We start from the raw sequence: 13,141 nt of genomic DNA on the forward strand, positions 1-13,141 counted from the left end.
TATTCCCTTCATGTTAACATATTTATGCCGTTTCTTAGATATTGTAAAGCTTAACGGCAAACAAAGCAAAATCCTTTACAAGACTCTTTGAAAGCGGATTAAAAGGTGTGAATTTTAATCAATTGTGGTAAAGTGGAAAAAGACTAGGTTATAGTTCTGAAAAAAAGATTCAGCAGAAACAAGGATGGTGTTATTCAGTGAAGAAAGTACGCAAAGCCATTATTCCGGCAGCAGGTTTAGGCACACGTTTTTTGCCTGCCACAAAAGCAATGCCTAAAGAAATGCTTCCAATCGTTGATAAGCCGACAATTCAGTATATTATCGAAGAAGCTGTCGAATCCGGCATCGAAGACATTATTATCGTAACCGGAAAAGGAAAAAGAGCAATTGAAGACCATTTCGACAATGCGCCTGAGCTGGAGCGCAATTTGGAAGAGAAGGGTAAAATCGAACTGCTGCAAAAAGTGAAAAAATCATCAAACATTGCGGATATCCACTATATCCGCCAAAAAGAGCCAAAAGGACTCGGTCATGCCGTTTGGTGCGCACGCAACTTCATCGGCGATGAACCTTTCGCCGTTCTTCTCGGCGATGATATTGTCCAGGCCGAAAAACCGGGACTTCGTCAGCTGATGGACGAATATGAAAAAACATTGTCTTCCATTATCGGGGTTCAGCAAGTTCCTGAAAGTGATACACACCGCTACGGAATAATCGACCCGTTAACAAATGAAGGACGCCGTTACCAAGTCAGAAATTTCGTAGAAAAGCCTGAAGCGGGCACAGCTCCTTCCAACTTGGCGATTTTAGGAAGATACGTTTTCACTCCTGAAATTTTCATGTATTTGGAACAGCAGGAAGTCGGTGCAGGAGGAGAAATTCAATTAACGGATGCCATTCAAAAGCTCAATGACATTCAGCGTGTCTTCGCTTATGATTTCGAAGGAAAACGTTACGACGTCGGGGAAAAACTGGGGTTCATCGAAACGACGCTTGAATTTGCCTTACAGGACAAAGATATCCGTCATAAATTAATTCCGTTTATGAAGGATCTTCTTGAAAAAGAAGAAGCTGACGAATAGAAAAAGCTGCCGAATCCGGCAGCTTTTTTTATGTGATCTTTACTTTTTAGATGTTACGGTCAGTGTTTGATCAGCGTTGTTCACAGAGAAAGTATATTTCTGGTTTTTAAGCATGAACAAGTTCTGATTGATTTTGCTGCCGCCTTTTTTACTTAAAGCTGAGATGTCTGCGGGACGCGATAAATGAAAAATCACTTCGGAGACTGTATTATTATCAATCACAAAATCCGTTCTCGCATCGGATACTTTTAATACTTTCCGTCCGTCATCCGTTTGCCCGTCAGCTGGATTTTTCAATTTACTCCGCACGTCGTCAAGGCTCTTATTGATATATGAGAGAAACTCTTCTGTCGTTTCGCTTGATAAACTGCTGCTGAAATCGCTGAGCTGAACATCCGTCGTTTTTAAAGCGTTCACTTTATGCAAATCAGCCTTTTTCATAAAGTACTCTTTATCGTTTAATCTCACTTTGGCCGCTTGGTTATTCTCGGCTTCTACCTGCACCTTCGTACCGAAATTTACACTTGCCGAGATTTTCCCTTTTATATCTTTTCCGGCGTAAAGATCCGCTTTTTCAGCTTTTACCAAAGCAGGTTTATTCACAGACTCATAAAGGCCGGCATCGCTCTGTTTGACGTCGCCGAAAGAGGCGATCGCACGCAGAGGCTTGTCTGAAAACATCGAAGCGGCCGTTCCTGCAGCCAGCAATGCAAGCAGCGTAATCTGAATCGTATTGGCAATGAATTTGGGCTTCGCTTTCTTTTGCTGCGCCTGAGAGATTTTCTGTTCCTCGGCAGCCCGCGTTCTGCCTTCAATCTGCTCATTTTGATATTTCTTTTTTTCTTTCTTGGAAAGCTTGTTGAACCAATCCACAAAAGCTTTATATTCTTTCACGACCGCTTTTGTTTCATCAAACATACGCATTTCGCCGTAATGCATCCAAGCCACCCGATCACACATTTTCTCAATCTGTCCGATGGAATGACTGACGAAAAAGATCGTTTTGCCGCGTTCTTTAAATTCCGTAATGCGGTCCACACATTTTTGATAGAAAGTCTGGTCCCCTACTGAGAGCGCCTCATCAATAATAAGGATGTCAGGGTCCATATGCGCCGATATGGCAAAACCGAGACGGGATTTCATACCGCTTGAATAGCTTTTAACAGGCTGATCTATAAAGTCGCCGATATCCGCGAATTCAACGATTTTTTCATAAAGCTCGTCTATCTGCTTATTGTTGAGACCCATCATCAAGCATTTCAAACGAATGTTGTCCTTACCGCTTAATTGATTGTTTAATCCGGCAGAAATGGCGATTAAAGACGGCTGCCCGTTCATATCAATCTCACCGCTTGTCGGCGGAATGATTTTTGCAAGCAGATTAGACATCGTTGATTTTCCCGAACCGTTGATTCCTACGAATCCGATTGTTTCTCCTTCATAGACGTCAAAAGAAACATTTCGGACAGCGAAAAAACCTTTTTGATTTCTGTTTGGGAAAAACAGCCCTTTAATTTTGTCAGACTGTTTTTTATATAGAAAATACTGTTTTGAAACATTTCTGAACGAAACTTTTAGTTTCATCGTATAATCTCCTTACTATATTAAAGAAAGTCAACAAACTTATCTCTGAATTTCATATGAAGAAGTGAACCGACTGTTAACAACAGCAGTGTGACGAACCAGAAATACAGCGTATATTTCATATCGTGGAAAAACCACTGCCCTTCCATAAAGCTGTCTCTAAAGCCCTCGATAATATAGAAAAGAGGGTTTAACTTCAAGATGGTCAAAACTTCAGGTCTGTTTCCAAATTTCTCGGCAATGTCCCAGAAAATCGGCAGAAGAAAAAAGAGAAGCCTTGTGACGGCCTGAAGCAAAAACTGATAGTCCCTGATTAATACGCTGATGGTCGAATTAAACAGGCCGAAAGCAAACATAAAACTGATCATGCAAAACAAGTAATAAATATATTGCAGCCAGTGAAGCGTCGGAAACAGCCCGTTGCTCAGCAGCACAATAATATAAATCGCCATCATCACAAAATAACTGAATAAATTCGATGCGATCACTACAGAAGGCAGTGAACTGATCGGAAAGTTCATTTTCGATACTAAATTTATCCGTTTAAAAACGCTGTTAGATGCATCCAATATCGTCGGACTGATAAAGAACCAAGGAATTAAGCCGGCCAGCATCCAGACGATGAACGGTACGCTGTCTCCATTTCCAAGCACCATATCATGTCCGCCGCGAATCCCGAGACCAAATACGAACCAATAAGCCAGCATTTGAATCATAGGGTTGAGAAACTGCCACAATATACCCAAATAGTTCACTTGATACTTTGATTTCGTTTCGTACACTGCAAGCCGCATAATCAGCGGAAATGAGTTGAATTGCTCTTTCAGAATTTTTACCAATGCATTCATTCTAATCTTCCTTAGTCGTAAGTTTTGGTCATAGCTTTGACTTACAAAAGCACCGCTCATAATTGTAACAGATTACGATGTATTTTTCACTTCATAACAAGCCTGCGTCCGATGGGCGCAACATGCCGTCTTTTAAGCAAAAAAGCATAATTAACGTGGTTAAATTATGCTTTTTTGCACTTATTTACTTGTCCCCGAAAATCACTTTTACGGCTTTTTCAGACGATTCCCCGGTCTCTAAATAACAGAACTTCTCATAAAAAGGCCCGAACGAATCCGGAAGCTTATAATTGTCTGATTCCGTTTCATTCACCCACTTGATAACGTCACCCGTTTCTTTGACCAGCGGGCCGGGCGCTTCTTTTTCAAAGTCAAAGTAAAACCCTCTGAGTTTATCCCGATACGTTTCGATATCAGGCACATAAAACAGCATCGGTCTTCTCAGATTTGCATAGTCAAAAAAGACAGATGAATAGTCCGTTATGAGTAAATCAGAGACCATATACAGCTCACGGATATCTTCGTAGCTGGAGAAATCATATGCAAAACCTTCATACGGTCCGAGATCAAAGTTTTCCGCAACCAGATAATGCATCCGTAAAATAATGACGTAACGGTCGCCGATCGCTTCTCTTAATTGGTGAAGGTCTAAATCAAGGTCAAACTTGTATTTTCCCTTCTTATAAAATTGGTCATCCCGCCATGTCGGTGCGTAGATGATCACTTTTTTATCTAGCGGAAGGTTCATTTTTTCTTTCAGCGCTTTGATGACAGAAGGACTGTTATCCGTCTGAAGGAAGTCATTCCGCGGATATCCAGATTCAATCATGGTTTTATTAAACTGAAACGCCCGAGCGAAAATTTCTGTTGAATAGGCGTTCGGTGAAATCAGATAATCCCATTTTGAAGCCTCTGTCGTAAAATTGCGCTTATATTTTTCAGTGTTTGTTCCCGGCATATGCACTTCATCCATATCAACGGCAAGACGCTTTAAAGGCGTGCCATGCCATGTCTGGACATATGTCGTATGCTCAGGTTTCGGGATCCACAGCGGCATACGGCTGTTGACAATCCAGAACTCGGCTCTTGCCATGGCAAACAGCCATTTAAACGTAAAACGTTCGATATAAGGAATTCCTTTATCTTTAAATGTCTGTGAATAAGCGGGATTTACACTCCAGCACAGACGGTATTCAGGCATTTCTTTGCTCATGTATTCGTAAATTGCCCGCGGATTGCAGCTGTACTGTTTTCCGGCAAAGCTTTCAAACATGACAAATTTCTGTTTGACGGGCAGTTTCCCTGCAAGCCTGAATCCTGCTTTATAAGTGTTTTGTATTCTTTTCTCAATAAACTTTTTCAGCTTATTCTTTCTTTTGCGTACAAAGGATGCGCCCCGTTTCAGCTTTCCTTTTACAAAATACTCCACACGGGTGCTGAAACTGTAATCATTCATTCTCAGATGGAGATTTTTCGTTTTCTTTTTCGTGAAAACATGAAATCTGGCAGGTCCTTTTTCCGTTTTCAGAATCGTGAATTGGTTAGGGTTTACTTGTTCAGATTTCAGTGCCTTTAACGGCTTGCTGTTGGTGATAACCTCTTCACCCGTTCCGGCATCTTCAAAAATGAATTGAATATGGAATTGAAAGATAAGCTGCTGATTCAATTCTTTATAAATGGCATTCAAATCAATTTTTGTATCAAAGCCTATCGTGTCAAGTGCCGTTGTATCCTGAACATATTCATCAAGGTCGTGTCTCGGCACGTCATGAAGCGGATACTTCAGAATGAGAGGCTCCTCTTCTTTTCCTTTTTTCATTTTCAGAATCAGGTTTTTTTCTTTTATCTTTAAATTTTCTGCTGCATTCAGCCGGAATGCAAAACCTTTCAGATGTAAGCTGCCGTCAGATTCAAGCTCCATTTCATCAATTCGCGTGACGAACTTTCTCTGCAGCAGCTTTAAGGAGAAATTCCCTTTCTTGGTCGTGTAAGGGAAAAAGAACATATGATGAGCCTCATCTTTATAAGAAGACAGTTCAATAGGTTCAAGGCTGGATTTTAACCGTTTTTTATTGATATCACTGTCATCATTGATAAAGGAGACATAGAAATCAAGACATCCTTTGCCGTCCGTATGTTCAGAAAGCAGCTCCGTGCCCATGACAGCATGGTACTCCCCGCCTTCTCCGGGCAACCGTTTCAGAGGGACGGAAAGTTCCGCTTTTGTCTTACGATTTATAATCTGAAGAGAAGGCTCTTCCTCTAAAGCGGCATTTTCACAGGATATCGTAATACTGAATGTATCGTCCTTTATATTAAGATGTTTTAACTTGTATCTGACAGGATTTTCTATACCCATAAAATAAGTCTACTCCTCTGTTTCAATTAAACATATCCAATCATAATCATCATTTTGATACTTTCAGCGATAGGTTCTCCTTCACCGTCCGGTAGAATTGATAGTGCAGTCCGTTCGCTTCTGCTGTTACCTTTTCATCGTCTTCTCTGTTTAACATGACCCGTTCATAATCGTTATAAATGACATACATAATATAACCGCCAAGTCCGACTTTTTCAATGTCACGTAACGGGAGTTCAAGGACGTACCGCCCGTCTCCCAGTGACTGTACCGGAAACTGGTGGTATACTTTCATTTTTTCTCTGTGCTGAAACTGAATATATTGGGCATTATTTCTGTCCTGTCCGAACAAGCGGAACGTAATGCTGAATTTATCATCGGCGAACACCGCGCTTTCCGTTTCCCCGTGCATGCGCAGTTCGACCAGTTTATTTTCTTCATCCGTCAGCGGGCTTTCTAAATAAGCCAGTCCGTCCCGGGTCACGATGTTTTTATTGGGCTCTTTTTTAGACCATCGGAACAGCTTTTCGACTTCATCATACCGTTTTTGAATCAGCAGGCGGTAGGCTGTTTTATGGATGGGATGAAAAAACGTCTCGGAAATATCGTACTTCGTCTTCTTTAATACATTCAGAATTTCATTGAATTTATTGTAGTAAGCTTCTTTATTTTCGCTTTTCAGGAAGTGCATCCGATCGAAAAGCCGCGTAATGGAATCGAATTCAATCAGGCGGTTCATCGCCATCTTTTCTTTCTCAGTATCTAATTTTTTGTTTAGAATATACTTCATTACGGCTATGTTCGTATCGGTTTTTTCCATAATATTCGTCTTTTTTGTCAGCGACTCATTATTGTCCATTCTGTTCAGATAATAAACCGGTTCTGTTGACGTTGAAATATCTCCGCACGACAAAAGAACATCCATAAAAAATTGCTTATCTTCAGCAAATTTCATTTCCGGATATCTGATATCATTATCTTTTAGAAATTGTAAGTTCATCATTCTTGCCCGCGGGCCGAGATGATAGAAAATATGCCGGATTGAAAAAGGCGATACTTTCGCTCTGTTCAGTGAGGACTCATGTTTCCCGATTGTTTTTTGCCCGTTCACCTGCATTTCGATCGTTTTTCCGACCGCATAATTCACATGATCTCTTTCAAGCATGTCGAATAAAATTTTAACGCCGTTCGGCGCAAACCAATCATCCGCATCTAAAAAGGTAATGTACTTTGCATTTGCAAGCTCAATTCCCAAGTTTCTCGGATAAGCGGGGGTTCCCGTATTGTCTTTCAGAAATACGACCGTAATATTCTCATACAGCTCGGCGTATTCAGTCAGAATGTTTCTGGATTCATCAGTTGAGCAATCATCGACCAGAATTAAAGAAATATGCTGAAAGCCGATATTTTGAAGGATTACTGAATCAACTGTTTTCCGCACATATTCTTCTGCATTATAAACAGGAACGACTACCGCTACCTTCTTTTCATCCGCCAATGCTTCTTTGTTTAAAATGGTATATTCACGTTCTTCTATGGACGGCTTGGACTCTTTTTTATTCAATTTAAAAAAGTTACTAAGATTCATTTTAAATTCTCCTCTTATTGTCTAGCTTTTTTAAAAAAGCGCATAACAAATATAGCGAAAATAACCTTATATTACAAGAAGTACTCCCTATCCGGAGGGAGTACTTCTTTATCATCTGCATATCCGAATGTTTCAATTACACTCCGGCAATTTCTTTTTTAATCTGAGTAGTGGAAATGCCTTCGGTTCTAGGGAGATAGATGACTTCGCATTGATCTTTAAGGAAGTCGAACTTGCCTTCCCAATCGTCTCCCATTACGAACACGTCGATGTTGTGCTCCGCTACGTCCCGGACTTTTTGATCCCAGCTGTTTTCCGGAATAACTTCGTCGACATAACGGATCGTTTCAAGAATTAACTTTCTGTGTTCATAGCTGTGGTAGGCCTTTTTTTGTTTTTGAAGGTTGAACTCATCTGTTGAGATGGCAACGACAAGATAATCTCCAAGCTGCTTCGCGCGCTCGAGCAGTTTAATATGACCCCAATGCAGTAAATCAAACGTTCCGTAAGTAATGACCTTCTTCATGAAACAAAAGCTCCTTTCTATCATCATACGTATAACAAGCAACTGCCCTGAAATGCTGTGCAGCTGTATCCTTAATCACTAAAGTGCCAATTTCGTACTCATGGAACCTCATTATATCACATAGCCCTGAAAAGGTTAAGCTAATGTAAAACGAAGTTAAATTCCACTTATTAACAAATGTTATTGCAATAGGAGTTTAGCAGGGTTTTTGCGCGTATGATTAAAGAAATTGTTATCTTATTTATATTTTTGTAAAACTATTGTTAAGTTTATCTGAAGGTATTATGTTAAAATAAAGCTTAGCTTAAGTCACGAAAAAGTGAAAGAAAATCCCGTACAAAAAGGAGGACGGCAGATGCAGACTGAAATGGTGCACAACCTTTCTTATGTTAATGGAAATTTACAGGAGTTTATTTCATATTTAGACACTTATTATATCGCACAAAAGCAAGGAGCCGTCATTGCGACGGTCAATCCAGAGATCGGATACGCTGCGGCGAAAGACAAAGGTTATCATCAAGTCATTTCTTCCGCGGATTTCGTCCTGCCGGATGGTATCGGCGTCGTGTTAATGTCACGTTTGACGCAGCACCCGCTGAAATCAAGAATTGCGGGTTTCGATGTGTTTCTGTCGCTGCTCGGTCTCGCAAACCGGCAGTCTAAAAAAATATTTTTATACGGAGCTAAGCAAGACGTGCTTGACGCCGTTTTGAATCGGATCGATAAAGAGTATCCGAATATCGAGGTTGTCGGAGCCAGCAACGGCTATGAAGCCGATAAACGCTTCGTCGCCAAACAGATTTCCCGGGCGAAACCCGATATCGTGTTTGTCGCCTTAGGATATCCGCATCAGGAGCAATTTATTTATGAATACAAACATCTTTTTCCTCAGGCTGTTTCAATCGGTTTGGGCGGAAGCTTTGATGTGTTCAGCGGAACGGTGAAACGCGCCCCTGAATGGATGATCAAAACAAATCTGGAATGGCTGTACAGACTGGTGACAAATCCGTGGAGATGGAAAAGGATGCTGAACATTCCGAAGTATGCTTTTACCGTTTTGAGAAACAATAAATCAAATAAGAGCCTGTACTCCAAGCAGGCTGAAGATCAAACGAAACAGCTTTAAACAAATAAAACAGCAAAAGAGATTGGTAATCTATGAACTTGCGATCTTTATTCGCCGCTTTCTATTCTATATATCTGTCGGTTCTCGGCGTTTTGTTCAAGCCTGTAAAGCCAAAGAATCACCTGACCCTGCTGGTATCTTTTGAAGAGAATGCCCAGGCTCTCATCCGTTCTTACAAGGCGCACGCTGAATCGCTTTCTTATGAAGTGACGGTTCTGTATACGAGACATGCCGTCAGTCTGAAAAAGGAGCTGGAAGGTCTCGGCTCTTTTTATCTGAACGAAAAAAACCCTCTGCATCTTGTGAAGGTCGTTTTCATCCTTTTTAAGAGCAAAGTGGTCATAACGGATAACTATTTTCTCCTGACAAGCGTCTTAAACCGCCGGCCGCAAACGACATGCATTCAAGTATGGCATGCGAACGGCTCTTTGAAAAAGTTCGGCCTTGAGGACGTGACGAACCGAAGCCGGCCGGCATCAGATATCAGCCGCTTTAAAAAAGTGTATCGTTCGTTTGATTTTGTCACCGTCGGTTCAGATGAGATGGCTGACGTTTTTAAAAAGTCGTTCGGTATACGGGATGCCCAGCTGTTAAAAACGGGAGTTCCCCTGACTGACGTCTATTATGAAGAAAACAAGCCGGAACCGGAGCGCAAATGGCCGAAAAAAATCATTCTGTACGCACCGACATTCAGAGATTATGATATGCAATCCTTCCGGCTCCCATTCACCGAAGAACAGCTCATAAACGAATTAAACGGAGAGTATATGCTGCTTGTAAAGCTTCACCCAGCCGTTTTGCATCATATTTCAGCTTCGTTTGAAAGCGAATCGATCAAGAACGTGTCTGACATGCGTCTTCATGACCTTTTGAAAGCGGCTGATATTTTAATTACGGACTACTCTTCCGTGCCCTTTGAATTCGCACTCTTAAATAAACCGATATTCTTTTTCACCTATGATCTGGAGGAATACGATCAAAAACGCGGTTTGATCGACAATTATGCTTCGGTCATCCCCGGAAGAGCTTGTCATGACAGCAAAGCCCTTCTCGAGGAAATGACGAAAAAGCCATTTCATGCAGAAGAAATGAAGCGGTTCTCGGACAAATGGAATATGTATTCAAATGGGAATTCGAGTGAAGCGTTATTGAAATTTGCGGAAACAAAAATGAAAAATTGTGCTGAAGCACCTGCCTGAATCCGAGGCGGGTGTTTTTTTTTGCATGAAGAAAGGCTGAAGCAACAACTTCAGCCTTTTTTTACACTTTCATATACACAGGAACATCATAGTAAAGCGTGTAGTCGTCCAGAAGTGAGTATAAGCTGTACATGCGGTTTACCTGCTTATACGCCCAGCCGATGTCTGTCGCATACTGATGGGATGCGGCTGGAGACCATCTCATTTTATACAGGGTATCCTGTTCGTATGCGGAGTTGTGAATATATGACGCACCGATAAATTGGGCTCCGCCGATAATCGCGGCTTCCGGAGTAAACCAGCCTTGATTATATGCGTATTGTGCGCCGTAATAATTCGGGTTGCTGTCATAAGCCCCGATGCCGTACATGTTATAAACCTTTTTTCCATTATACGTAATGCCGTTTGCAAGCTCTGACGTGCCATTGCCCGTTTCAAGCAAAGCATGCGAAATCAAATACACTTCATTGATGCTGTATTTTCCGGCGGCTGTAATAAAGGCTTGGCCTTTGCCTGTCAGAATTCCTTTATTGACCAGCACTTTTTGATTCAATTCAGATGCGTTCAATCCCGCTGTCTGAGAGAGCTTCAGAAATTGAAAATAATACTTGCTGTCTTGTGCGAAGTGATCGGGATTGACGTATTGCTCGACTTCATCACTGCTGGCGTTTCTCCAGCCCATGCTGAGTTTGGCCCAGCCGTTTGTCTGGCCGGTGATGCTGACTTTATCGCCTTTTTTCAACTGCCCGATAATATTGCCTGAGCTGACTTCCGGAGTTGAGCGGACGTTCAGTACGTCGGCTGTGACCGTCCCGGAAGCCGTATTGATGTAAGTAAGCGACGCGTAAGCCGAGGCATCAGTCTGCGGGCTGACTGTCATTTGTTTTTTGACCATATCTGCAAGCGAGATGTTGTAATTGGTATTCATAATTTGCGGTCCGTTTTTTATTTTCAAAATAGTCATCGTCCATCCGTACAGCTTTTTCAGCTTTTGAGAGGCGGCGTCCGCAGACTGCGAGCCCGTGAATTGATCGCGGAGATGGAGCTCATAAACCGGATGGCTTTCACTCGTATAGCCGGCCTGCAATTGTTTGGCGCTGAAATAGCTCATGCTTTTATTTAAAACGGTTTTACCAGTGAACTTTTCGGTTTTGATGACGTACTGTGAATAGGCGGTTTTCCCCGTCTCCTTTACAGTGCCGGCCGCTTTGTTTTGTTTGAAAAAGGCAGTCACGCGGTCAATGTCTTCCTTCTTAAGCAGCGGGGCCGTTTCAATCCTGAATTGTGTATACGCTGTTTCACCTGTTTTCTGTGAAGAAGCGGATACTTTTTTCCCTTTGAAGAAATCCAGCGAACGATTGATCTTTGCCGTATCAAGCAGTGATTCAGTTGTGACTTGGTACGTTGTTCCCGTTTGCTTGGCTGCTGTTTTGGAAACGGCACTCAGTTTATATCCGGCCAGAAGATTCAATCCTTTTTTAATCTTCGATTGGTCTGCCGTCTGCTGAGAAAGCAGCTGATATTGGTTTTCTGCTGTTTTTCCTGCCGCAGTTCTTGCCGTCTTTACATGCTGCTGGCGGAAAAACGCCTCCGCTTGATCTGCCTGTGCGGCAGTAAGCTGTCCTGCTGTAATCCTGTAAACGGACGCTGACGCTGTCTTTTTGACAGACGTTGTGTCGCAATGCCATTTTTTCTTTTTAAAGAAGGATTGAACGCTTTGCAGCTGCTGAGCCGTCAGTCCGCTCATCGCGACCGTATAATTATTTTTCGTGCCGGCTTTTTGATAACTGCCGCTGACGCCCGTATTCTTCTTGATTTGGCTGACGGCATTTCGCACGGCGCTTACTCCGTTAAAATACCCTGACCGCACGTTGTACACGGCAGCTGTTTTGCTTTGGGCATATGTTTGAACATTCCCTTTGATGCCCGTTTTCTGCTGCAGCTGTTTCGCTAAGCCTGCCGCTTTATTTGCATCCGGGATGCCGGAAGCTGTCACGGTGATATTCGGGCTTCCTTTTGTTATCACCTTCAGCGACGATTGTAATCCTGTTTCCTTTTGAAAATCAGTTTGGATTTGAGCAGCTTTTTGATCGCCGGTAATTGTTCCTGATTGGATCTGAAACTGGGCTGTTTCCCGCTTGATCGGACGGTATGATGCTTTCACGCCCGTCTGCTTCGTAAAATCTTGAGCGAGCGTTTTCGCGTCTGCTTCGGCTGCAATCTCTGAAGTCACGACCTGCATGTACGGCTGCTTCGTTCCCGACTCCTTGACGGCGCCGGTCACGCCCGTTTCTTTCGTCAATTTGGCAAGAAGGTTTTTCGTCTGCTGCCCGTCTGATAGAACTCCTGATGTGACGGTCACGTACGGCTGTTTGCTTCCGCTTGCGCTGTAAGTGCCGGCCACACCCGTCTGCTTCGTAAAATCTTTCAGCACGGCTTTCGCGTCCGTTTCATCGTGTAAGCCTGAAGCTGAGATTTGATAAGTGAGCGGCGCATTACCGGCTTTCTTTGCGTCAGCCTGCCACCCCGTATCCTTTTTCAATTTCGCTGCCGCTTGAAGCGCCTCATTCTCAGAAGCGAATTGCTGCTTCGTTTCCAGCTCATAAACGGAATAGTCGCTGTATGCAGCCTGGGCGTGCTGTGTAACGGTGCTAAAGACAAGGAAAACGCCGGACAATAACATAGGTGCAACGAATCTCTTTTTCATTCCTTCTCCTCTTTCTGATTCAATTGGTTTCTATCAAACTAGTTTATTTATCGGCCGGCTTTCTTCATATTTACAGAGAGAAATTATCCAATTATCCAAATAAAAAAACTTAATCCCATCGC

The 13,141-nt window shown here is 42.5% G+C and carries 9 protein-coding genes; 3 read left to right on the forward strand and 6 right to left on the reverse strand.

Annotated features, from left to right (window positions below; all coding sequences use genetic code 11):
• Positions 1–197 precede the first annotated feature (197 nt).
• Complete coding sequence (gene galU / locus AC1DN5_RS01670; protein WP_016937752.1) at positions 198–1,082, forward strand: UTP--glucose-1-phosphate uridylyltransferase GalU; 885 nt, start codon at positions 198–200, stop codon at positions 1,080–1,082.
• Between the two features lie 39 nt (positions 1,083–1,121).
• Here galU and tagH read toward each other — a convergent pair whose 3' ends face one another.
• The 5 genes from tagH to tagD form a co-directional block, all read right to left on the reverse strand.
• On the reverse strand, positions 1,122–2,666 hold the full coding sequence (gene tagH, locus AC1DN5_RS01675) for a teichoic acids export ABC transporter ATP-binding subunit TagH (RefSeq protein ID WP_188154379.1): 1,545 nt from the start codon (positions 2,664–2,666) through the stop codon (positions 1,122–1,124).
• 20 nt (positions 2,667–2,686) lie between these two features.
• Positions 2,687–3,514 (reverse strand): ABC transporter permease, encoded by an 828-nt coding sequence (locus tag AC1DN5_RS01680; RefSeq protein ID WP_016937750.1) that lies wholly within the window; start codon positions 3,512–3,514, stop codon positions 2,687–2,689.
• A gap of 184 nt (positions 3,515–3,698) precedes the next feature.
• Positions 3,699–5,873, reverse strand: a complete 2,175-nt coding sequence (locus tag AC1DN5_RS01685; RefSeq protein ID WP_366969828.1) for a CDP-glycerol glycerophosphotransferase family protein — start codon at positions 5,871–5,873, stop codon at positions 3,699–3,701.
• Between the two features lie 49 nt (positions 5,874–5,922).
• Positions 5,923–7,461: a glycosyltransferase family 2 protein gene (locus tag AC1DN5_RS01690; protein ID WP_366969829.1), complete on the reverse strand. Its 1,539-nt coding sequence runs from the start codon at positions 7,459–7,461 to the stop codon at positions 5,923–5,925.
• Positions 7,462–7,597: 136 nt separating this feature from the next.
• Positions 7,598–7,987 (reverse strand): glycerol-3-phosphate cytidylyltransferase, encoded by a 390-nt coding sequence (tagD, locus tag AC1DN5_RS01695; protein WP_016937747.1) that lies wholly within the window; start codon positions 7,985–7,987, stop codon positions 7,598–7,600.
• 355 nt (positions 7,988–8,342) lie between these two features.
• On the opposite strand from tagD, the gene AC1DN5_RS01700 reads away from it, so the two are divergent.
• Complete coding sequence (locus AC1DN5_RS01700) at positions 8,343–9,113, forward strand: WecB/TagA/CpsF family glycosyltransferase (RefSeq protein ID WP_016937746.1); 771 nt, start codon at positions 8,343–8,345, stop codon at positions 9,111–9,113.
• Between the two features lie 32 nt (positions 9,114–9,145).
• Positions 9,146–10,312 carry a CDP-glycerol--glycerophosphate glycerophosphotransferase gene (locus AC1DN5_RS01705; RefSeq protein WP_016937745.1) on the forward strand — a complete coding sequence of 389 codons (1,167 nt, stop codon included), beginning with the start codon at positions 9,146–9,148 and terminating at the stop codon, positions 10,310–10,312.
• A gap of 61 nt (positions 10,313–10,373) precedes the next feature.
• Here the strand turns inward: AC1DN5_RS01705 and AC1DN5_RS01710 are convergent, their stop codons facing one another.
• Positions 10,374–13,019, reverse strand: coding sequence for an N-acetylglucosaminidase (locus AC1DN5_RS01710; RefSeq protein WP_366969830.1), 2,646 nt, complete (start codon positions 13,017–13,019; stop codon positions 10,374–10,376).
• Between the last annotated feature and the right edge of the window lie 122 nt (positions 13,020–13,141).

Source organism: Bacillus sp. 01N42_2 (assembly GCF_056399565.1).

Coding starts and splice junctions, on each gene's coding strand:
- tagH (WP_188154379.1), bottom strand. CDS start 2,666: ATGAAACTAAAAGTTTCGTTCAGAAATGTTTCAAAACAGTATTTTCTA.
- AC1DN5_RS01680 (WP_016937750.1), bottom strand. CDS start 3,514: ATGAATGCATTGGTAAAAATTCTGAAAGAGCAATTCAACTCATTTCCG.
- AC1DN5_RS01685 (WP_366969828.1), bottom strand. CDS start 5,873: ATGGGTATAGAAAATCCTGTCAGATACAAGTTAAAACATCTTAATATA.
- AC1DN5_RS01690 (WP_366969829.1), bottom strand. CDS start 7,461: ATGAATCTTAGTAACTTTTTTAAATTGAATAAAAAAGAGTCCAAGCCG.
- tagD (WP_016937747.1), bottom strand. CDS start 7,987: ATGAAGAAGGTCATTACTTACGGAACGTTTGATTTACTGCATTGGGGT.
- AC1DN5_RS01700 (WP_016937746.1), top strand. CDS start 8,343: ATGCAGACTGAAATGGTGCACAACCTTTCTTATGTTAATGGAAATTTA.
- AC1DN5_RS01705 (WP_016937745.1), top strand. CDS start 9,146: ATGAACTTGCGATCTTTATTCGCCGCTTTCTATTCTATATATCTGTCG.
- AC1DN5_RS01710 (WP_366969830.1), bottom strand. CDS start 13,019: ATGAAAAAGAGATTCGTTGCACCTATGTTATTGTCCGGCGTTTTCCTT.